22 protein-coding genes and 2 pseudogenes are annotated in these 18761 nt (G+C 57.1%); 15 read left to right on the forward strand and 9 right to left on the reverse strand.

Features of this window, described 5'->3' with window-relative positions:
* Positions 1 to 98: 98 nt before the first annotated feature.
* The 3 genes from QMG46_RS19545 to QMG46_RS19555 all read left to right on the forward strand — a co-directional run bounded on the left by QMG46_RS19545 (position 99) and on the right by QMG46_RS19555 (position 2214).
* Positions 99 to 647, forward strand: coding sequence for a peroxiredoxin (locus QMG46_RS19545; RefSeq protein ID WP_281849537.1), 549 nt, complete (start codon positions 99 to 101; stop codon positions 645 to 647).
* Between the two features lie 121 nt (positions 648 to 768).
* Positions 769 to 1611, forward strand: a complete 843-nt coding sequence (locus QMG46_RS19550) for a class I SAM-dependent methyltransferase (protein ID WP_281849538.1) — start codon at positions 769 to 771, stop codon at positions 1609 to 1611.
* A 123-nt stretch (positions 1612 to 1734) separates the two neighbouring features.
* Positions 1735 to 2214, forward strand: coding sequence for a DUF2059 domain-containing protein (locus tag QMG46_RS19555; RefSeq protein WP_281849540.1), 480 nt, complete (start codon positions 1735 to 1737; stop codon positions 2212 to 2214).
* Positions 2215 to 2235: 21 nt separating this feature from the next.
* On the opposite strand, the gene QMG46_RS19560 is transcribed toward QMG46_RS19555, so the two are convergent.
* Positions 2236 to 2694, reverse strand: coding sequence for a winged helix-turn-helix transcriptional regulator (locus QMG46_RS19560; RefSeq protein ID WP_281849541.1), 459 nt, complete (start codon positions 2692 to 2694; stop codon positions 2236 to 2238).
* 95 nt (positions 2695 to 2789) lie between these two features.
* Between QMG46_RS19560 and QMG46_RS19565 the strand changes: the two genes are divergently transcribed.
* From QMG46_RS19565 to QMG46_RS19585, 5 genes and pseudogenes are all read left to right on the forward strand, one after another.
* Positions 2790 to 3710, forward strand: a complete 921-nt coding sequence (locus tag QMG46_RS19565) for an alpha/beta fold hydrolase (RefSeq protein WP_281849543.1) — start codon at positions 2790 to 2792, stop codon at positions 3708 to 3710.
* Between the two features lie 204 nt (positions 3711 to 3914).
* Positions 3915 to 4100: pseudogene (locus QMG46_RS19570) on the forward strand (RebB family R body protein); the annotation flags it as partial.
* Positions 4101 to 4160: 60 nt separating this feature from the next.
* A pseudogene (locus tag QMG46_RS19575) lies at positions 4161 to 4346 on the forward strand (RebB family R body protein); the annotation flags it as partial.
* 58 nt (positions 4347 to 4404) lie between these two features.
* On the forward strand, positions 4405 to 4752 hold the full coding sequence (locus tag QMG46_RS19580; RefSeq protein ID WP_281849545.1) for a RebB family R body protein: 348 nt from the start codon (positions 4405 to 4407) through the stop codon (positions 4750 to 4752).
* Between the two features lie 2 nt (positions 4753 to 4754).
* A complete protein-coding gene (locus QMG46_RS19585) occupies positions 4755 to 4964 on the forward strand; it encodes a hypothetical protein (protein WP_281849546.1) in 210 nt (69 codons plus the stop codon).
* A 63-nt stretch (positions 4965 to 5027) separates the two neighbouring features.
* On the opposite strand, the gene QMG46_RS19590 is transcribed toward QMG46_RS19585, so the two are convergent.
* Positions 5028 to 5612, reverse strand: a complete 585-nt coding sequence (locus tag QMG46_RS19590) for a hypothetical protein (protein WP_281849547.1) — start codon at positions 5610 to 5612, stop codon at positions 5028 to 5030.
* Positions 5613 to 5782: 170 nt separating this feature from the next.
* On the opposite strand from QMG46_RS19590, the gene QMG46_RS19595 reads away from it, so the two are divergent.
* From QMG46_RS19595 to QMG46_RS19605, 3 genes are read left to right on the forward strand one after another with little or no spacing between them, the layout of a single operon-like run.
* Complete coding sequence (locus QMG46_RS19595) at positions 5783 to 6328, forward strand: hypothetical protein (RefSeq protein ID WP_281849548.1); 546 nt, start codon at positions 5783 to 5785, stop codon at positions 6326 to 6328.
* 3 nt (positions 6329 to 6331) lie between these two features.
* Positions 6332 to 6868 (forward strand): hypothetical protein, encoded by a 537-nt coding sequence (locus QMG46_RS19600; RefSeq protein WP_281849549.1) that lies wholly within the window; start codon positions 6332 to 6334, stop codon positions 6866 to 6868.
* 48 nt (positions 6869 to 6916) lie between these two features.
* On the forward strand, positions 6917 to 7777 hold the full coding sequence (locus QMG46_RS19605) for a hypothetical protein (RefSeq protein ID WP_281849550.1): 861 nt from the start codon (positions 6917 to 6919) through the stop codon (positions 7775 to 7777).
* 110 nt (positions 7778 to 7887) lie between these two features.
* On the opposite strand, the gene QMG46_RS19610 is transcribed toward QMG46_RS19605, so the two are convergent.
* The 4 genes from QMG46_RS19610 to QMG46_RS19625 all read right to left on the reverse strand — a co-directional run bounded on the left by QMG46_RS19610 (position 7888) and on the right by QMG46_RS19625 (position 12169).
* The gene (locus tag QMG46_RS19610; RefSeq protein ID WP_281849551.1) at positions 7888 to 8958 is read right to left on the reverse strand and encodes a fatty acid desaturase family protein; all 1071 of its coding nucleotides are present in this window, start codon (positions 8956 to 8958) and stop codon (positions 7888 to 7890) included.
* A gap of 298 nt (positions 8959 to 9256) precedes the next feature.
* Entirely contained in the window at positions 9257 to 9931 is a 675-nt protein-coding gene (locus QMG46_RS19615) for an immunity protein TriTu family protein (protein WP_281849552.1), read from the reverse strand.
* A 7-nt stretch (positions 9932 to 9938) separates the two neighbouring features.
* A complete protein-coding gene (locus tag QMG46_RS19620) occupies positions 9939 to 10727 on the reverse strand; it encodes a hypothetical protein (protein ID WP_281849554.1) in 789 nt (262 codons plus the stop codon).
* An 881-nt stretch (positions 10728 to 11608) separates the two neighbouring features.
* On the reverse strand, positions 11609 to 12169 hold the full coding sequence (locus QMG46_RS19625; RefSeq protein WP_281849555.1) for an HD domain-containing protein: 561 nt from the start codon (positions 12167 to 12169) through the stop codon (positions 11609 to 11611).
* A gap of 262 nt (positions 12170 to 12431) precedes the next feature.
* On the opposite strand from QMG46_RS19625, the gene QMG46_RS19630 reads away from it, so the two are divergent.
* Together QMG46_RS19630 and QMG46_RS19635 are read left to right on the forward strand one after the other, a co-directional pair.
* On the forward strand, positions 12432 to 13934 hold the full coding sequence (locus tag QMG46_RS19630; protein WP_281849556.1) for a hypothetical protein: 1503 nt from the start codon (positions 12432 to 12434) through the stop codon (positions 13932 to 13934).
* Between the two features lie 55 nt (positions 13935 to 13989).
* Positions 13990 to 15138, forward strand: a complete 1149-nt coding sequence (locus QMG46_RS19635) for a M50 family metallopeptidase (RefSeq protein WP_281849557.1) — start codon at positions 13990 to 13992, stop codon at positions 15136 to 15138.
* On the opposite strand, the gene QMG46_RS19640 is transcribed toward QMG46_RS19635, so the two are convergent.
* From QMG46_RS19640 to QMG46_RS19650, 3 genes are all read right to left on the reverse strand, one after another.
* Entirely contained in the window at positions 15119 to 15598 is a 480-nt protein-coding gene (locus tag QMG46_RS19640; protein ID WP_281849559.1) for a contact-dependent growth inhibition system immunity protein, read from the reverse strand. The two genes, QMG46_RS19635 and QMG46_RS19640, sit on opposite strands and share 20 nt — an antisense overlap.
* A gap of 162 nt (positions 15599 to 15760) precedes the next feature.
* Positions 15761 to 16063, reverse strand: coding sequence for a hypothetical protein (locus QMG46_RS19645; RefSeq protein WP_281849561.1), 303 nt, complete (start codon positions 16061 to 16063; stop codon positions 15761 to 15763).
* Positions 16064 to 16268: 205 nt separating this feature from the next.
* Complete coding sequence (locus tag QMG46_RS19650; RefSeq protein WP_281849562.1) at positions 16269 to 16946, reverse strand: hypothetical protein; 678 nt, start codon at positions 16944 to 16946, stop codon at positions 16269 to 16271.
* Positions 16947 to 17130: 184 nt separating this feature from the next.
* Between QMG46_RS19650 and QMG46_RS19655 the strand changes: the two genes are divergently transcribed.
* Positions 17131 to 17973: a restriction endonuclease gene (locus QMG46_RS19655; protein ID WP_281849563.1), complete on the forward strand. Its 843-nt coding sequence runs from the start codon at positions 17131 to 17133 to the stop codon at positions 17971 to 17973.
* A gap of 234 nt (positions 17974 to 18207) precedes the next feature.
* Positions 18208 to 18672, forward strand: a complete 465-nt coding sequence (locus tag QMG46_RS19660; protein ID WP_281849564.1) for a hypothetical protein — start codon at positions 18208 to 18210, stop codon at positions 18670 to 18672.
* Positions 18673 to 18761: the final 89 nt, after the last annotated feature.

Here is an 18761-nt window from a genome sequence, read left to right on the forward strand (position 1 = left end):
AAATTCTTTCGAGCCAAGCGTGAAGTACGCGCTGAACCAAACCCGGCATCAGACGTATAGACTCAGTTGCCCTCCCAACCACCCGAGGAATCACTGTCATGAAGTCACTCATCAAGCTCGCCGCGCTCGCCCTGGTCGGTACCGCCACCCTGGCCGCACCGGCGTTCGCCGCACTGAAGGAAGGCACGCAGGCGCCCGACTTCTCGGCACCGGCCTTTCTCGCTGGCAAAGCCTTTACGTTCAAGCTCGCCGACGCGTTGAAGGAGGGCCCGGTGGTGGTCTATTTCTTCCCCGCCGCGCATACCTCCGGCTGCAATGTCGAAGCCCACCTGTTCTCCCAGGCCATCGATCAGTTCAAGGCGATGCATACGACGGTGATCGGCGTCACCGCCGGCAATACCAGCGAACTGGCGGACTTCTCAAAGGAAACCGAGCATTGCAGCGGCAAGTTCCCGGTCGCCGCCGATGAAGGCGCGAAGATCGCCAAGGAATACGACTCCACCTTGCAGATGAAGCCGGGCTGGTCGGACCGTACCTCCTATGTGATCGACCAGTCGGGGAAAATCACCCACGTCTATTCCAACCTGAGCCCCACCAAGCATGTTCAGGAGACGCTCGATGCGGTAAAGGCGATCGAGAAGAAGTAATCCGGCCGAACGACGACCTCGGCACCTGCATGGTTGTCGAGGTCGCTCTTTCCCCTCAAGGGTCTCCCTGTGAGAATGGCGATCGGTACACCCCGCTTTCGCCCCAGGAGATCAGCTCGTCGTGTCGCATTATTCCGGCCCTCTTCTTACGCGTCCCGATACCGACGCCCTGCTGGCTGCACGCGATGCTGGCGCGGCGGAATGGACCGGGTCGCTGGACCTCGGGTGCTCGAACGACAGCGCGACGTTGCAAGCGAATGCGTGGCGCTGGAAAGGCCAGCCCTACCCTTTTCCCGGCAAACTGAAAGATCGCACGATCTACTACTGGGACGGCGAGGATTTTGCGCCGGTATCGCGCTTTTCCGGCTCGCTGATCAAGCTGGTTCCTACCGAATGGGGCGCACCTACGTTCGAGATCGACGGCATCAAGATGCTGCCCACGGCGAAGGACTCGCCGTTCGAGGACGCGCGTCGCAAGGTGGCGCTGGTCGAGCCGAAGGGCAAGATAGTCCTCGATACCTGCGGGGGCCTTGGCTACTTCGCCGCCTGCTGCCTGGAGGCTGGCGTAGAGCGTATCCATTCGTTCGAAAAGAACCCGGATGTGCTGTGGTTGCGCACGCTCAATCCGTGGTCGCCGGATCCCGATGCGCCTGCCAGCGGCGGTCGCCTGCAGCTTGAGCATGGCGACGTATCTCAAACGATCATGCGCATCGCCGACAACTCGGTCGACGCGCTGCTGCACGACCCACCGCGCTTCGGCATCGCAGGCGAGCTTTATTCCCAGGCGTTCTACGATCAACTCGCGCGTGTACTTCGCCGCGGCGGTCGCCTGTTTCACTACACCGGCAGCCCGAACAAACTCACCAGTGCTCGCGATGTGCCGCGCGAAGTGGAAAAGCGTCTGGAGAAGGCCGGTTTCAAGGCACAATTGGCCTTGGATGGCGTATTGGCGACGCGGCGCTAAATAGCGCTACGAGCGCGAAATATTGCACCGCTTCGGTCGCTTTAATTTACGAACGAGCCCGCTCGCCGAGCTTGGGGTTATAGGACTACAGTATTCGCCAGAACCCCAGGCAAGGAGACCCGTATGCGTGTCCACCGGACTCTGATCCTGACAGCGGGATTAACGCTGTCGCTCGCCGCCAAGGCCGACGACATACGCTCGGAAAAGGACGCCAATCTCGAGCGCTTCTTTGCCGCCACGCATCTCACCGAAGCTTTCAAAGCAAATGCCGCCCGAGCCAGGCTCGATGACGCGTTCGACCCGCTTGGCGAGAGGACATCGCACCTGAGCGGCGACGAAGTGGCCAAAGTCATGGCCTCGGCGCTTCGAAACAAGTTCACGGTGGAAGAAACGCGCGCGCTTGCCGACTACTACGCATCTGGCGCGTCACAAGCGATCACGGACCGGCGGCCGCTGACATCGGCGCAACAGATCGCCTTCAACGAACTGTATCCCGCGCACAAAGACGTACCGGGACGCATGAAGTCCATACTCGCCTCGTCGGAATTCCAGCATCGCGCGTCCGAGTCCATCCGAGCCTATGCGGCGAGCGGCGGCCGTTGATCGACAACTAGCTCCAACCCTCTATTTTGATCGACGCTTGGAAGGCAATCGTACGACGGTGTCTTCCGAACCCAACACATGCCCATCTTGTGAGCGTGGCAAAAGCTTCGGAACAGGTCGCCCTTTGGCATCCATCAGAACCACGTGCGCCTCGCCGGGCTCAAAGAAAAAATCTTCGCCCCATTGCCTGAGCGCTACCAACAACGGAAACAGTGCCCGTCCCTTCTCCGTCAGAATGTATTCCTGATAGGCACTGCCATCGGACGCCGGCACCGTCTCCATGATGTCGTAAGCCACGAGGTGGCGCAGGCGCGCGGCCAGAATGTTCTTGGCAAGCCCAAGACTCCGCTGAAACTCTCCAAATCGGCGCATGCCGTCGAACGCATCACGCACGATCAATAGCGACCAACCATCGCCTATGGCATCGAGCGGCCGCGCTACGCCGCATAAAGATTCGTTGTGGGTGGTTCGCTTTACCATCGCTGCCTCGCCTCTGAAGGTTGCAAGATAAAACCAGTGATGCTACAAAGCAATTGGTTTCAATTTAAAACCAAAACCTTCAAGGCGCACCATCGATGATCCAGTCCGACGAAACATTCAACGGCAGCTTTCCCTATTCCGCGAAATTCACCGAGTCCCCAGGCTTTCGGATGCATTACATCGATGAAGGGCCACGTGACGGGCAAGTAGTGCTTTGCCTGCATGGCGAACCCACATGGGGCTATCTCTTCCGGCATCTGGTTGGGGCATTGCATGAAAACTGTCGCGTGCTGGTGCCCGACCATATGGGCTTTGGAAAAAGCGCAACACCGCAGGACCGTACCTATTGGCTCCAGGACCATGTCGATAATCTCGAACGCTTTGTGCTTGCGCTGGATCTGCGTGACATCACCCTGGTCATGCATGATTTCGGCGGCCCGGTCGGCATGGGACTGGCGGCGCGGCATCCAGATCGGATTCGCAGAATCATCGCTGCCAACGGCCCCACACCCTTCGGACAAGCCAGCCTCGTCGAGCGCCTGACGACAAATGCCCAGGTATCCCCCTGGTTTCAATGGATCATGAAAGCGCAATCGCAAGACCGCCTGAAAACCGTACTGGGCGAGCTCGGTTTCAATATTCTCAGCACGCTGAAGCTCAACGGCTTCGAAAATCATGCGTTGATCAGCGACACTTGGTTGCGTGCCTACGGAGCGCACTTCATGGACCCGTCCGACAGCGCAGGCGTTATCGGCTGGGCCGAGGGTTTTGCGATAAACGCGCACCGTTTCGAAACACCTGATGCAGGCGCAAGACGACAGATCCAGTCCAGGCCCGCGCTTGCGATCTGGGGACTGGCCGATCGCACGCTCCATGCCGAGCACTTCCTGCCCCTGTTTAGCGAACTGTTTCCTCAGGCACCTATCCACAGGTTGGCAGGCGTTGGACATTACTGCCTGGAGGATGGACCCGATACGATCGCCGCTCATGTAACAGCGTTCATGCGGCAAACCTGAAGTCAGGTGCCAAGACGAGACTTTATTTGGCAATCGCTCTGTCAATAATCTTCCACTTTAATTCAACGCATTGATTTAGTGGAAAATGGGCAAGTAGTCCATCTCCGTGATTACTTGCCTTAGCAAATCCCTTGCAACGGACACTTGCATAGGCGTAGTGTTGCGCGACTTTCGATCGGCTTTTTTCAAACAGGGGGTTTGACAATGGCATTTCCTACCGCAGTTAACTCGCAGATTACCGACGCCGTCACCCAGTCCAATGTAAAGGTGCTCGCTGAAGCGCCGGCCATGGCGATGGGATCGATTTACCAGACCGCAGCCCATTCGATCGGCATTGCGCTGGAAAACGCGGTAAGCAACCAGCAATTGACCAATCAGATCGCGCAGGCGGTGACGACGCGTTGCGTTGAATCGCTTTTCAGCTCAGCCGGCAAATAAGGGGATACGTCCATGGCATTTCCGACTGCAGTCAACGATCAGATTACCGATTCGGTCTCGCAAACAAACGTCAAGGTATTGGGGGAAGCCCCCGCCATGGCGTTGGGTTCGGTCTACCAGACCGCGGCCCACTCCCTCGGCATCGCGATGGAGAACGCCGCAGCCAACCAGCAGAATGCGAACAGCATCGCGCAGGCCGTCGTGACGCGTTGCGTCAACTCGCTCTTCGGTGAACCGCTACCGAAGGAGTAAGACCATGGCAGACGAAACCGAAGTCAACAGCCAGATCACCGACGCGGTGTCCCAGGTCAACGAAACGGTGCTTGGCTCGTCCGAGGCACTGACGCGCGCCATGGCGGACCAGGTCATGGCGCAAGCCATCGGCCTGGCGATGCAGAATGCCGTTGCGCAACAGCAGCAGCTCTACATCCTGCGCAACGCCGTGACCACCGCTGCTGCTCGATCGATCCTCGATTCGAATCCGCAGGAAGCGTTGCGCTTTGCCAGCGAGGCGCTCAATTCCGACGATATCGCGCAAACGCTCGAGCGCCTGAGCGCACTGGCAAAGAACGGTCCCGCCGGCAAGTCGCAAGAAGGGAAATGACGATGGCAAACGAAGATACCGAGTCGCAGCCCAACGACGTCGCAGCCCAGCTCGCGAGCACGCACGCTGCCGTGCTCGCCGCGATCACCGCCGGATACAAGAGCACCGAAGACGCGATGAAAGCCGCCGAAGATGCGGTAGCGCAAGCGGTCAGCGGTGTGGCAAAAGCCATGCAACTGGCGCAGCAGGCGACAAAGAAGCCAGACGCTTGATGAGTCCTCGCAAGGGATAAGGCTGGGCGGCGGACGCAGTGACGCCGCCCAGCGTATTCGGGATCAAGCCCCTGCCGGTTTGATCCGCGTCAGATCGGCAACGAAGTTGGTTTCCCAGGTTTTCCCGCCATCCTGGGAAAAGGCCTGTTCGTAACGATGCGCGTTCGGCGTGATATTCGACCAGATGCCACGCACCAGAATGGCGCGGCCCTGATACGACTCCTGGTCATAGAATTCCCCGCGGCCATTCTTGAATTCGCCCACGCTGGGCGTTTCCAGCACACCCTCGTCGCTGCTGGCGAAATACTGTCGCCACTGATGGCCCGCGGGGTCATACAAGAACAACGTCGTCCCTTGGAAATGCACGCCAGTGCCGTCGGCCTCGATTTCCTCGAGTTGGGCCTTGCCGTTCCAGACCTTGCGCACGGTAACGGTGCCGTTGAGCTCCATCCAGTCGGACGCTCCGGATAACGGGCTTTTCAGACGTCGGATATGCGTATGCCAGACGCCTATATTGAAGTCGAAATCATGTTGCCCATCGGCAGGCGCTGCAACGGATGGCGGGCTCGCCTGATCGGCCCATGCGGGCGCCAAGCCCGTGACCAGCATCGATACGGAGAAAATAAACACCTTCGCTAGCGCGTGCATGGACAGTCTCCAATAGCCTTTTGGCGTATGAGCTACGCTATCGCCGAGCACTGGCTCGCCGAAATGACCACTTTTTGTCCATCTGTCATGACCACTTTGAAATGCCGGCTGGCGTGCCGATGGTCAGCACCATATGCTGAGACTGCGCGCGCCCTCCCACTCAAAGCCAGATGACAGCCAGTCACTCGACCATCAAAGACGAAGCTCTTGTCCTCGCCTTTGCTCAGGAAGCTGGCCATGACGGATGGAACACCACTGCACTTCGTCGCTTCTGCTTTGCGCGTGGCCTATCTGCCGAAGAAATGCACGCGCGCTGGCCTGCGGGCGCGCGCAGTCTGGGATGGGATTTGAATCACTACGCCGATAACGTCATGTCCGTCCGCTTCGACACGCGGGGGCCTGCACCGCTTTCGGAGATCATCCTGAATCGCTTTAACGACCAGACTCCCATAAAACGAGCTGTGCGTCGTCTGGCCCAGTCCGATGCCCTCCACCCCGTGGATACGTTGACCCGAACCGCTCAAACCGCCAGGGCGATGTGGCGGTTTCAGGATCGGCCCATGCCCCGTTCCATTCTGGGTCGACAGTTCAAGACATGGAGTCTCGTTGTGCTCTATAGCGCTTGCGTACTCGTCTGGCTGGCAGATGGCTCGATCTCACAACAACTGTTACGCAGAGCCATACGCTTGAGCGTAAAGATTCTCGGGGCTCACTAAAACATGGATTGGAATGCGTTTCCGGCCTCGAATGACCGCCGGCTCTTGAGCAAGGCATTCGTCGAATGGGTGCCCGAGCATGGTGTGAACCGCAAGACCCTCGCCCTAGCCTCGGAGGCTGTATTCGGCGATGCGATCCGCTGGCGAGAGATTTTTCCTTCCGGTGCCACAGAGGCTCTCTGGTTCGTAAGTGACGTCTCCGACGCCAGCATGCAAGCTTCCTTCCTGATTACGCCGGCGGGTTGCATGGCGGAGGTCATCGATACACGTCTCGACCAGAATCGTTCCATGAAGCGCTTTGTAAAACGTGTCATGCAATACGATCTCCTGCATCCGTTCCAGGCGCTCGCGCGAATGCAAAGGACGGCGCGAGTCATGTATGCGTGCGTATCGCCCCATAAACGAGCATCCTTTCCAGGTCTCGTATCTCTCAATCTCTTCTATACCGCCCTGGTATTCCTGTGGCTGATCGACGGATCGCCCAACGATAAGCGCACCAAGACTGCCACCGCGAGGGCCATGCGGATGCTCGGGATTTGATCCGAGCCGCATGCGCCTGCGCGCTTCCACGCCACATAAAGGACTAACGTGAGCCATACGATGCAAACCTGGCTTGGCAGGCACCTGAGGGGCCTGATCGCAAGCTCGGGCCTGTTGCTGAGCGGCTGTGCGACCAGCAACTGCAACATTCTGTCCACCAGCCATTCGTTCGGCTGCAATGCCATGTACGCAGCCCTGGCTGTACCCATGGTGCCGGTGGCGCTGGTATCCAATGCGGTGGATGACCAACGCGATAGCGCACGGCGTGCCGAAAAATGGCGTCACCTCCAGGCTGGCGAACCCGATGCTGTCGCCGCCTGCGTCCTGGGCTGCTACGACCTGCCGGAGAAGCTCAGCAAGGAAACCGAACACGCGGTCTACGAACACAGCGTCGAACACGTCATCACCTGGTGGGGCGACCATCCCCTGCCCTCGCAGATGCCGGCGTTGATGAAAGCGTATTACTACAAGGGGGCGACGATGATGGCTTCCGACCCAGTCCAGGCGGAGCTCTATCTGCGTAAGGCGGCGGCGCTGTCGGTAAATCCGCAAATAACGCCTGCATTGAACTCTCGTGAGTTCGGCGCCTATCGCAACAATCTGTCGTACTACAACGAGCTGGCCGAAGACATCCAGGCCAACCTGATCGTGCTGCGCTATCGCGGCATACCCGGTCGCGAACCCGATCCCGCCGTGCTGAAGGATCGCTGCCAGGCCATCGCAGCATGGCCGCCTGCCTGGATGGACAGTGAGGCGAAGTACAACCTGCAATTGGCCTGCGCTTTCGCGTATATGAGGCAGTTCGAAGGGAAGCTGGCTCCCTCCGGCGTCCCTGCGATGATCGATGGCGTTGTCGATCCTTTACTGCCTCCGAAGGGAGATGGTAGCGCTTCGAATGGTCGCGACTGAAGTCGCTCCTACAAGATAGCGAGGCTTGTCCTAGTTTGTAGGAGCGACTTCAGTCGCGACAAGCCGTGACGCAAACGCGCGTTGCAGCCGAGCCCTTCAGCGCGAGCGCATTACCGCCCCATCCGCCGCAGCCACCGATAATGCGAAGCGATACCAGCCCCAAACGAGAGATTGGCCCGATACGGCACGCCATATTCAAGACAGGCCGTCTCCACCACCCGCGAAATCGCCGGATAGTGAACATGGCAAACGCGCGGAAACAGGTGATGCTCGATCTGAAAGTTCAAGCCACCGACCAACCAGGTAATCAGCCGGCTATCGCGCGAAAAGTTCACCGTCGTCTCTAGCTGGTGGATCGCCCAGGGCTTGTCCATACGCCCGGCTTCATTAGCGACCGGAAACGAGGCTTCTTCCACCACATGCGCCAGCTGAAATACCAGCGCGAGCAGCAAGCCCGCGACCATCGCGGTAATCGTGTAATACAGCAACACCGCACCAATCGAATGAAAGACAAGCGGCAGCGCAAAGGCAAGACCAAAGAACACCACCTTGCCCAGCACGAAAACTGCCAGTTCCTTGCCCCGCGGCCGCGGCATCGGGCGCTTGCCGATGGTGGCGGTGGCAATATCACGAAAATCGTCATGCAGATGCCAGCTCACCGCGGTGAAGCCGTAGAGCACCCACAGATAGATATGTTGCCAGCGATGATGCCAGTGACGCTTCTGTCCCGGCGAAAACCGCGCCAACGCCCCCAGGTTGATATCGCTGTCGTACTCGTCGATGTTGACGTAGGTATGGTGGAAGTGTGCGTGCTTCCAATGCCAGATATACGAACTGCCACCCACCAGATCGAGCGTGCGAGCCAACCACTTGTTGACCGAGCGACGCTCCGAATACGCCTGGTGGCCGGCATCGTGCTGAATATTGAAGCCGATCTGCGCCATGGTGATGCCTAGCGCAACACTAAGCAGCAGCCCCTGCCACCACGTCGCCGCAAAGAACACGAGTGACACGTACGAGAAGACGAAAGCAACAAGGATGACCGCCGTCTTCAGGTACATCCGCCCGCTGTCGCGCTGCTTGTGCTCGCTTTGACTGAAATAATCATCCACCCGCCGCCTCAGCTCACGATGGAAAGCGTTGTCGCCGCTGAACTTCAGCCGGTCCGCGGGGGCGTCCACGGACGGGTGTCGAACGGCGTCGGCCGTTCGACGGGATGACTCAGGGGACATGGCGTGCGCTCAGAGGATGTGAGCGCATGGTAGTTGATATGAGGGTAAGAGCGTGTTGTGGTGCCATTGGAGGGATAAGCGTCGGGATGTAGCCGCTCAAGGCCCTGGGTCCTGGCTGGAATGGGTCGTTCCATGGTCCTCGCCCGCCATGACGCCTAATCTGGATAAGGAAAAAGGCAGCCACTTTCGCGCTCTTGTGAGCCCATGCAAGCACGCAAGATCAAAACCACTGTGGTTCCAAGGAAGCTCAGCGAACGATGGGCAAACCAATAGCACAAAAAAAATCTTCGAATTCTCTATCAAACATCGCTCCTTCCAGAGCGCCTCCGCGAAGAAACAGGACTTTTCCGGTCTTCACATCAATCACCTCCGCGTCATAGGCACCTGTTTCCCAAACGGTGATTCGAGCAACCACTGTTGGCGTATCCACATCTAGTCGAACGGAAGGATTGCCCGATGGCTCACTTCGAGTAACCTCGATAGTCGTCCCATCCATTTCATTTTTCTCAGCCAATCCTTTAGACCAGTCTACAAATAGCTCAAGCATGGAATTTTCCCAGCGCGTGACATCTTGTTCGCCATACGCCAGATCCTCGTTGCCGTGGCCACGTTCCGTCTTTCTTTTTCGCTTGGCGGCGTCGGACCAGTCAGCAAGAAACACCATTAGTACCAAGAATCCGTAAAGCGACACACCTCCTATAACCGCACGCCAAAACCCCCGCTCCCACCAAGCTACTAACGATAAAAGCAAGATCAGAAAAAAAACGTAACGAAGATGCAAGCTGCGGATATATCGATGCACCGACTTTTCATCAGGAAGATCGATCAATTTAGGCCTTTTTACCATCCCAGCAATCCGTCTATTAACTCCGCCATTTGTTATCTTGACAACGATCCTCCTGAAGAGGACCGTCGCGTCCATAAACCACTTATTTTTGCTTCTGCAACGCATAGTTCTGGTTCTTTACCTCATGACCAACCCAGTTGACTGGTGCAATGGAACCAGACAGTAGTACGTAGTAAGCGCTGCGACTGACGCACTTGTCGCCACCAAGCTGGGGGAGCAACAGTGCGACCCCGGTCAATCCAATTTGATATCCATAACCGGCCACCCTTAAGTAGTGAAAAAATGCATCTATCCTCCTGCCCGAGGATTCTTCGATCATCCCTTGCCTGAGTGCAAGGTCTACATCTTCCGTGCCATATACGTCATTGCTCATCGCTTTCTGGGGTAGCTCGCTCTTACCTGAATACAACTCCAGCTTGAGCTCTTCGCGAGGATGGACCGTCCTATAACCTTCCCACCATGAAGAAAGAGAAGATTCATATGACTCCCCCACCCTTGGGTTCGCGCCCGAAAAATAGCCGCCACGCTTCATCATCAACCATAATATAGAGTTGATAGCGTCATCCTTCCTTGCCAATAGCGAAGGCATCTTTATCTTTTTAAAAAACCCCGGCGCAACTCTTTTATTTCTATAAACGCACCATAGAAATATCTGAGTTTTTCCAGAACTCATTCCATCACTTGAGTGACTAATGAAATCCGCATCGCCAGGCAAAAATGAATTCGTTAAAGAATCAAGATACGAATAATTAAAAACGGCATCAGGAAAGTTGCATCCAATCTCATCACCCACGCCGCCCGCAAAAACGGGACTCCCGCTTCCTACGAAAATAAAAAATAGCACCGTCAAAAAAAATAATTTCTTAATCATTACACTCACCACTCGCGATTAAGCTACGCAACATAACAGCAGCAAAGGCCTCCGTGCCTGGCATTTTTTTGCACGACAATGGCAAAAAAGTAAAACCGGATCTTCTAATCCGACTTGTTAATTTCAGGCGATGCAAGAAGACTCCGATAGGCATCTATCTCGAAAAAAATAACCTTTTTCTGAGGTGATATGTCATCACGTTCGAATCGATACTTACTCAGTGATCTCTTTGCGCTCTCTACCAAGATTCTCGTAGACGAATATTTGACAACCTCTATATTTCTCGCCTCTCCATCCCGGTCGATATCAAAGGCAAACAGCACACAGCCGTATGTCCTGTTGGGCCCTAAAAATCCAGCGGGAACGCGAAATCTCGACTCGTTCAAAACCAACAAGCGAGTTGACTCAATCACTTTCTCGTAGCTTTTATAGCCACACCGATCTGCCCTCGCGCGAGCATCGGAGGTTGGCTGGGCATGCACGCCTGTAGATCCGAGCATCAAAAACGCCATCAACAAACACGGGCGAACGACCTGCCCCATTGCTCTGACCATGCGCCCTCCCCCATAAGATGCAGGCCCGAATCGCGAGGAAAATGCAGCAATGCGACCCTGGGACGTCCAGAATTATCAGCATTCGCAATATCTTGCGCAACAGAATTCCTTTTCACCCCATGCGCCAGCGTAAGTGATGGCATCAACGCCCCTCGACAGAAGCCGGCTATATCACTGGGCCCGGAAGGTCGCAGCGCCGCGCCGGCCACGGGATAGGACATTCGGAGATCTTGATGACACCCAAACCTGTATGGCCGCGCTTGATGCCTTCCGGCAACCTACGCTGATTGGTTCTGAGATCAGCTCGCGCCAGGCCCATCGGGCACATCACCCCATCGACTTCGATACCTGCAGAAGAACCGGGCGGTAGTGCTCCAATCCTGGCACCTGCAACTGCGGAATCTTGGCTTCGTCATCCCAACGACGAAGCCCCACGGCCGTCTTCGCATTCGGCAAAGCTTCGAATACGGCCACTTCATGAGGTTCCATGGGACCGCCCTGAATAAGCAGGCTTTCGATGGACGCTGGCGACAACCGCGCGATGTAACCGGGATCCGTCGAGCAGAGATAGCGCTTGGCGGCAACGTGCAGGCGTACCGTTTCAGTGACGTCCTCGCCGAACCAACGAGACAAATAGGCGGCAGCCAGTTCTTCGTGACCACCGTCCACGCCGTGTTGCGCAATGTCTTCGGGCAACCCGTGCAGCATGTGCCCGATGTCGTGCAGCAGCGCCGCGGCCACCGTTGCCGGGGCGGCACGAGACTGCTCGGCGAAATAGGCGCACTGCAAACAATGCTCGAGTACGGAAACCGGTTCGCCAAAATAGGCCGCTTTACCTTGTCCCGATAACAGACCTAACAGCTTATCTACATGTTCGCCTTGCGCCATCAGCTTGCTCCACAGTTAACCCAGCCCACCGGACGACGAAGACGTCGCTTGCCGGCGGAGCGAAAGCCCATAGTTGACTAACCCCGAATTGCGGATAAGGCACGGACAGCTAGACGACCGAACCTTCCTGTCTATGCTCCTGCACTTAGTCATGTCCTATTCGCTGGGAAGACGCGCCGGCCACCTGTTCGCGTTATGCCCCCTCTTTCCCACAACCGCAAAACCATGCACCCTAACTGCTGTACTCCAGGGGGAGACGGACATGCGCAAGACATGGCTTTTCATCGCGCTCATGGCCCTGCCGGGCTTGGCGCTGGCGTCGGTATCCAAACCATCGGCTCCGGTCGCAACCGACAGCATGGCGGCCATCCACGGCAAGCTGGCCGAAGCGGTCAAGCTGGAACAAAGCGGTGACTCGGTTGCCTCCATGGCGCTATTGCAGGAAGCCCTGCAGTCACCTGCATTCGCCAAGCTGCCTCCAAACGAACAGCAGGCCGCCCTGTTTCTTAGCGGCGCCATCGACTATGACCGCGGTGATTACAAGGCCGCCCACGAATTTCTGGTCAAGGCCACCGATATCCCGTTGCCGATGCTGCCTGCGTGGCAGGTTCGCCTGGATGCCGCGTTCCGGATGCGGGACTATCGCGATGCCGCCCGTTGCGTTGCGACGATAGCCAGACAATGGCCAAACGAGCTTGGCGGCATAGAAGATCACATGCTTTATGCCATAAAGCACGAACTCGATATCGCCGATGCCTCCAATGAGGAACTCGTGCTGCTCGAAGCCTTATTCGATGCACACTGGTCCGACCAGAACGGATACGGCGACACTTATTGGTTCGAGTTGACGCGCCTGCTTATCGAAAAGGGCGCCATCGCCAAGGCGACCATCGTGGCCAAGAGCATCCATTCGGCGCGCATGGCCGTAGCGATGCGCATCGATAAACGTTTCGATGTGGTAGTTCAGGCGAACAAGGATGCTTTCGACATCGACCGCATGGCGGCGGCGGAAATCCAACAGGCTGAAATGGTTTCCAAGCAACATCCCGACAAGCTGGCCCCGCTGGTACACCTGCAAGATCTGTTGAATGACAAACTGCAATACCAGCGTGTCATCGCCATCACTGACGACACTGCGGCCAAAGTCGCCGGCGACAAAGGTCCGGAACTGTATTCCGATTACGACGGTTTCTATACCTGGATGCTCAATCGGCGCAGCGCAGCGCTGGAAGGTCTGGGGCGCTGGGACGAAGCCGCCACCCAACTCGCCAGCGCGGCCCAGCTCTCCGAGGACGGCCACGTCAACGTCAGCCAGGTGCTGAACCTCGCCAACCTCGACGCCAACCTCCTTCGCCCCCAGGACGCCATGGATGCGCTGAAAACGCTGGGAGAGCCCAGTGCCTTCGGCCGCATGCAGTTGGAGAAGGTCATGCTGAAGATTGCGGTACAGCAAAAAGACGAAGCCGGCATTGCCGAACACATGACCTATCTACGCAATAACCGCAACGAAGCCATTGCCACATGGCAGGACGCCTTGCTGATGGTGGGTGACGAAGACGCCGCTGCCGATCTGTTGATCGAACGCCTGCACAACCCGAAATGGCGCAATGACGCCCTTGTTGAAATGCAGGACTACCTCGACACGCCGGTTTCGCCGTTCTATCGAGATGTCGAGAAACATCGGAAGAATGTGATCAAGCGCCCGAAGGTGCGTGAGGCAGTGAATGAAGTGGGACGAATCGAGTCATTTCATTTGGCGTCCTGAAAGGATGGGCTGCCACATGACATCACACCGTATCAAGGAATGAACTACGCGCGCCATGAAACCACGGATCAATAAACTTGCACGAGGCGTTCGGGTCACACTATCGGTTGCGGCGGGCGCGATCGCGTTTTATCTCGCCTGCATGGATAAAGGCACCCCAGAAGCTGCCATCCCATTTATATGGTTGTTTATTTGGCTGAGCCTGGTCGTACACGAACTGGGACACGCGGCAGGTGCCCGGCTCTACGGCATGACGGTGTTGCGGATGAACATTTCGGGTCTGGAATTTCATATGCAACGCCGCGGCTGGCGGATGCGTCAATCACGCATCCCACACCGCCATATCGGTGGCTTTGTGCAGGCTATCCCATTGTTCGGGCAACCGGCACGCCCACAACTGATCAGCCTGACCTTGGGCGGCCCCTTGGGCAACCTTGTAATGACCCTCTTGTGCGGAATAGGCGGATGGCTGCTGTTACCGCGACATACCGCCTCTTTGGCACTGTCCTTCGCCGCCGTGAACCTAGGCAGCGCTCTGGTCAATCTGGTCCCCTACCAAGGCGCCATGGCCTCCGATGGCCTGACCCTTCTTAGATTGCTTCGTGGCCTGGAGGAGAATGCACCAAGTCGCGTGCACATGCGATTGATATCGCGCTCCTTTGCAGGCCAAACGGCAGATCAGCTACCCGAGGACGAGGTGGCCTTACTGGAGCGGCAACCGGCACCCATGCCGCTTGTCGCGCTGTGGTACCGATTGAAAGCCGATCAAAACCGTGGCCATTGGGCAAGCGTAGACTCCCGGCGCATTGCGTTCGATGCGCAGGAGCAAGCTATGACTCCCGCGCAAAAAACGGCGATCTCCGACCTATTGGTAATACTACGGACAGAGTTCGCATTCTCACGGGCCATGCTCACCGGGGATAGTGCCGAACTGGCAAAAGACACCATACCCGCCAAGCTCGCTTGGTCGCTGCCATGGCTGCAGCCTCGCTGCCAAGCGTTGATCGCCGCCTTGCAGGGTGATAGCAAACGCTGCACCGAGCTGCTGGAAACTTCCCGGCGCAAGGCGGAGAACTCCATCGACAAAGCGGTCTGGTCGAGCGAGAGCTTGCTGCGGACGTACATAGCAGCTGTCGACGAATCCAGCCACCGACACCAGGAAAGCGCTCTGTTGCCTCATGCTCTCAGCGAGCCGGCAACGTAACGACGCGAATTGCCTCCAACTCCGCCACGGCCTTGCCAAGCCGCCTGATGGATACCTCATCAACTCCCGAAGCCTGCTGGCCTTCCATATCCATGGCGTCATAGACGCGTTTTGCATCAGCTGCGATAGCAACAGCCCTGCGATAGCCATCTGGATGCTTGGAATAGAACTCGGCGTTGCCTCGTAACACAGCCTCCAGCAGGTCGCCTGCATAGTTGCCAGAGTCCAGCCAGGGGTCGCTCCAGAGCAAATCCATAGCTAACGGCATCACATACTTCAGACCCACCCCAAAGTGAATCGCTGTCCGGAGATCCGTCGCGTCAAGAAGGTTCAGAGGCTTCTGACGCAGCTGGAATAACCGTTGGATGATCTCGGAATCGGATACACACGGCTCCCATTCGTCACCCTCCAATTGTTGAAGCGTTTTCTCTTCGCTTCGTCTGTCGCGCTTGGAATCCATAATTCACACACCCCCAGGAAAAAGGATACTGCGGCCTTTGCTGTGGAGGATGGCGGAGCAGCCGCCTTGTCTCAACGGCTATCCTTCGACCCTGCGCACACTAAGGGCGAGGTGCCACATGCGTCACCCCGCCCGGCTCACTGGTCCGTCGCGCCCGGCTGCCTAGGCGTCCTTGCCCTCCCTGTCGGGACGGCTTAGCGCTTCGGCTCGCTCGCTCAGAATCTTCAGCGCGGCGGCCAGTCCGTCGACGGTGACCTCGTCCAGTTGCCAGTTCCGATGGGGAGACTGCACCTGGGCGGCGCGTCGGGCGGCTACGCCTTGAGCCAGCACGCGCACGATGGCAAGCGTGCCGCGAGTCACGTCGCCCAGCATGCTGGCCTGATCTCGCGTGTGCTGTTGAGAGAGGGAAAGTGGCCCGAAGTGAACCTTGGGGCGCGCGCGTGCCGTATGATCGGCGTTAGCCATGATCAACTCCTCGAAAGTTGGTTGTGGTCAGCGGGCCGTATGGGTTGCCGCCCATGCGGCCCGCGCTTACTGCTTACGCAGTGTCGCCCGCGGCATCCTAATCGCGAACGCGCGGGCGACTTGCCGAACATCGCATAACGCGTGTTGAATGTCTGTAGGACAGGTTTGAAATTTGGCCTTGCTGCGTGTCGCGCAGAGCCGCGTGCTACGCGCCTTTTGCTTCCTGTTCCTTGCTCAACAAAGCCTCGGCGAGCAGCACTTCATAGGTATCCATGCGGCTCTTCAGCCGAACCAGTGACCATGCGCCCATATACAAGATCACGAGCATCCAGAGCAGCAAGCCTCCTACGATGTGCACGTGGCCCAGCGCCTGCCAGTCGCCGAACGACCAGTCCTTGAACTGTAGATACAGAACCACGAGAACCGGTAGCAATCCGTAGCGCTCCATACCTCCGGTGATCACACCAAAGCGGTAAGCGAACGTGAGCTTACGGTCGCGCAGATATCGCAGGCGCTGACCAATGTCGTCGATGGGGTGTTCGCACACCCAACGCACGAGTTCTCGGTAGCCATGGAAGTTTTCTTCCAACTCTTTGGAGTACAGCTCGTGCGGGCGATGGAAAGTGCGCCATTCGCGTCGCACCAAGCAAACGATAGTGATGAGGAAGCAGATGAGTTCTGCGGCCAAGCCGGTCCAGACAATGTATAAACCTACCTTGCCGCCGATAAGCGTTCCGACAAGAGCAGAAGTACCTGCAACGATCCAGCCCGCGAGAAAGGACCAGCGCTCCAGGGTACCGGGGCGGTCTGTGTCAGATGTCTTGAGGGCATATTCGCTGACGCGTTTTTCCAACGCTACGTAGTTCAGGGATCCGTCTGCCATATTTGCCCCAAAAATTTGCGATTAACAACTTCAACCCTGCATACCCAGTCGTTGTGAGTTCGGCTGTGTAACAGCCCCATTAATCTAACCCATTATCTGACGGGTCCACGGCGCCTAAATTCCGAGTCAGTGACAAAAGAGGGGGGGCAGGCTTATATTCGCCCGACCAGACTCAGGGGGAGTTATGGGAAAACGGAATAAGGGTGGGATTGAGGCCATTACCTCGATGCCCTGGCAGGTAGGCATTATCTTTGGCTTGGTCGCCTTTATGGCGATCCGCTATGGCATTGGCTGGTATTTCAGTTCTCAAGGTGGCCCGGTACTCGCTGCCATGGGGAAGGCTGCATCCGAAGGGATCTACGCACCATTCGCCTGGCTAGTTCTTGGTGCCTCTTGGATCGGCGCGGGAGTGTCCTACCTTGGTCGTCGGCGTCGGCGGCTATTGCTCGAAACGCAGACCGGGCTGGATAGCATCCGCTCACTCAACTGGAAAGAATTCGAGCTATTGATTGGCGAGGCCTTTCGACGCCAGGGTTATTCCGTCGAAGAGACTGGCCTTGGCGGCAAAGATGGCGGAATCGATCTTGTCCTCAGAAAGGAGGGCAAGAGGATACTCGTGCAATGCAAGCAGTGGCGGACGCGGCAAGTAACCGTCAACGTGGTGCGGGAGATGTATGGCTTGCTAGCGCACCATGGGGCCGATGAGGTCAAGATTGTGGCGCTGGGTAGCTATACCAATGACGCCGCGCGGTTTGCGGCGGGTAAGCCGATAGAGTTGGTTCATGGGGAAGCGCTGCTTTTGATGGTGCGCTCGGTACAAAGAGGACCTAGCCCGACGCAACCAATCCTCTCCAGTCAGACCAACACCACGCCGCTCTGCCCCAAATGCGGTCTAGCCATGATTCGACGAGAGAATCGCAAAACACATGAATTCTTCTGGGGATGCTCAGGATACCCCAGGTGCCGTGGTATGAGATCTATGGAAATGTCTGGGCCAAATAACCATTCCTATGTATCTGATGCCTAACGTTTCGATGTGGTGCTCAGGCACTCCGGCGCGGTTATCCGCAAAGGACGATGGATGCAACCGATCAGACCACAAAAGTGCTTACATTCATGGCGTCGATGAGCAACTTGTTCACCTAAAGGAAAAGAAAGAACAATGCGAGTTCGCCGCCTGATCGCACCCTGGTTAGTTTCGCTATCGACCGTCGGATACGTCCAGGCGGCGGATGCAGTCTCCGTAACTCATGACTCCCCAATGGATGTCGCAACTGCCGTCACCACACTGGCGCAAAGGGATGCTGAGATCAACATAGAGTCAGTGGCCCGCATACTGAAACTTCCCGAGCTTCACGACAAGATTATCTGGACAGGTCCGTATTCAAGCATCGACCGCCCGGATTTCTTTGGATATTACATACCGCGGAAATCATCGATGGGCATCGAAAGGGTCGTGATTCGATGGACGCTGGACGGGCACGGCAGGTTCTTGACCTCGCTCACCATTGTTTTCAGGCCTGGCTCTTGCCCTGACGAAGCGCTCCTTTCCAAAGCAATCGGCAGCCAGCCGAGAAGCATGCCCGTGCCAGGCGCAGATGGCGGCCCGAGCTACGAAATGAAGTCGTTTTCCATCAAGCAGTCAAGGGGAGAGCCGGTAGCCATCATATATAACGCCAAGAACACCTGTAACTTGCTCTTGAGCCGCTTCAGGAGCTATGACTAGCTTCCAGCAGTGCCTAACGAGCCACTTTGTTCAGGCCCGTTTCTGCACGCCAGAATCTATGGAGCCGGTGAGTCCCCAAGATAAGAGCA

The organism is Dyella sp. GSA-30, from assembly GCF_027924605.1.
Classification (GTDB): domain Bacteria; phylum Pseudomonadota; class Gammaproteobacteria; order Xanthomonadales; family Rhodanobacteraceae; genus GSA-30.

What these genes read in the sequence shown, in the direction of transcription:
- QMG46_RS19545 (WP_281849537.1), top strand. Translation starts at nt 99, where the DNA reads ATGAAGTCACTCATCAAGCTCGCCGCGCTCGCCCTGGTCGGTACCGCC.
- QMG46_RS19555 (WP_281849540.1), top strand. Translation starts at nt 1,735, where the DNA reads ATGCGTGTCCACCGGACTCTGATCCTGACAGCGGGATTAACGCTGTCG.
- QMG46_RS19560 (WP_281849541.1), bottom strand. Translation starts at nt 2,694, where the DNA reads ATGGTAAAGCGAACCACCCACAACGAATCTTTATGCGGCGTAGCGCGG.
- QMG46_RS19565 (WP_281849543.1), top strand. Translation starts at nt 2,790, where the DNA reads ATGATCCAGTCCGACGAAACATTCAACGGCAGCTTTCCCTATTCCGCG.
- QMG46_RS19580 (WP_281849545.1), top strand. Translation starts at nt 4,405, where the DNA reads ATGGCAGACGAAACCGAAGTCAACAGCCAGATCACCGACGCGGTGTCC.
- QMG46_RS19585 (WP_281849546.1), top strand. Translation starts at nt 4,755, where the DNA reads ATGGCAAACGAAGATACCGAGTCGCAGCCCAACGACGTCGCAGCCCAG.
- QMG46_RS19590 (WP_281849547.1), bottom strand. Translation starts at nt 5,612, where the DNA reads ATGCACGCGCTAGCGAAGGTGTTTATTTTCTCCGTATCGATGCTGGTC.
- QMG46_RS19595 (WP_281849548.1), top strand. Translation starts at nt 5,783, where the DNA reads ATGACAGCCAGTCACTCGACCATCAAAGACGAAGCTCTTGTCCTCGCC.
- QMG46_RS19600 (WP_281849549.1), top strand. Translation starts at nt 6,332, where the DNA reads ATGGATTGGAATGCGTTTCCGGCCTCGAATGACCGCCGGCTCTTGAGC.
- QMG46_RS19615 (WP_281849552.1), bottom strand. Translation starts at nt 9,931, where the DNA reads ATGGACGCGACGGTCCTCTTCAGGAGGATCGTTGTCAAGATAACAAAT.
- QMG46_RS19620 (WP_281849554.1), bottom strand. Translation starts at nt 10,727, where the DNA reads ATGATTAAGAAATTATTTTTTTTGACGGTGCTATTTTTTATTTTCGTA.
- QMG46_RS19625 (WP_281849555.1), bottom strand. Translation starts at nt 12,169, where the DNA reads ATGGCGCAAGGCGAACATGTAGATAAGCTGTTAGGTCTGTTATCGGGA.
- QMG46_RS19630 (WP_281849556.1), top strand. Translation starts at nt 12,432, where the DNA reads ATGCGCAAGACATGGCTTTTCATCGCGCTCATGGCCCTGCCGGGCTTG.
- QMG46_RS19635 (WP_281849557.1), top strand. Translation starts at nt 13,990, where the DNA reads ATGAAACCACGGATCAATAAACTTGCACGAGGCGTTCGGGTCACACTA.
- QMG46_RS19640 (WP_281849559.1), bottom strand. Translation starts at nt 15,598, where the DNA reads ATGGATTCCAAGCGCGACAGACGAAGCGAAGAGAAAACGCTTCAACAA.
- QMG46_RS19645 (WP_281849561.1), bottom strand. Translation starts at nt 16,063, where the DNA reads ATGGCTAACGCCGATCATACGGCACGCGCGCGCCCCAAGGTTCACTTC.
- QMG46_RS19650 (WP_281849562.1), bottom strand. Translation starts at nt 16,946, where the DNA reads ATGGCAGACGGATCCCTGAACTACGTAGCGTTGGAAAAACGCGTCAGC.
- QMG46_RS19655 (WP_281849563.1), top strand. Translation starts at nt 17,131, where the DNA reads ATGGGAAAACGGAATAAGGGTGGGATTGAGGCCATTACCTCGATGCCC.
- QMG46_RS19660 (WP_281849564.1), top strand. Translation starts at nt 18,208, where the DNA reads ATGGATGTCGCAACTGCCGTCACCACACTGGCGCAAAGGGATGCTGAG.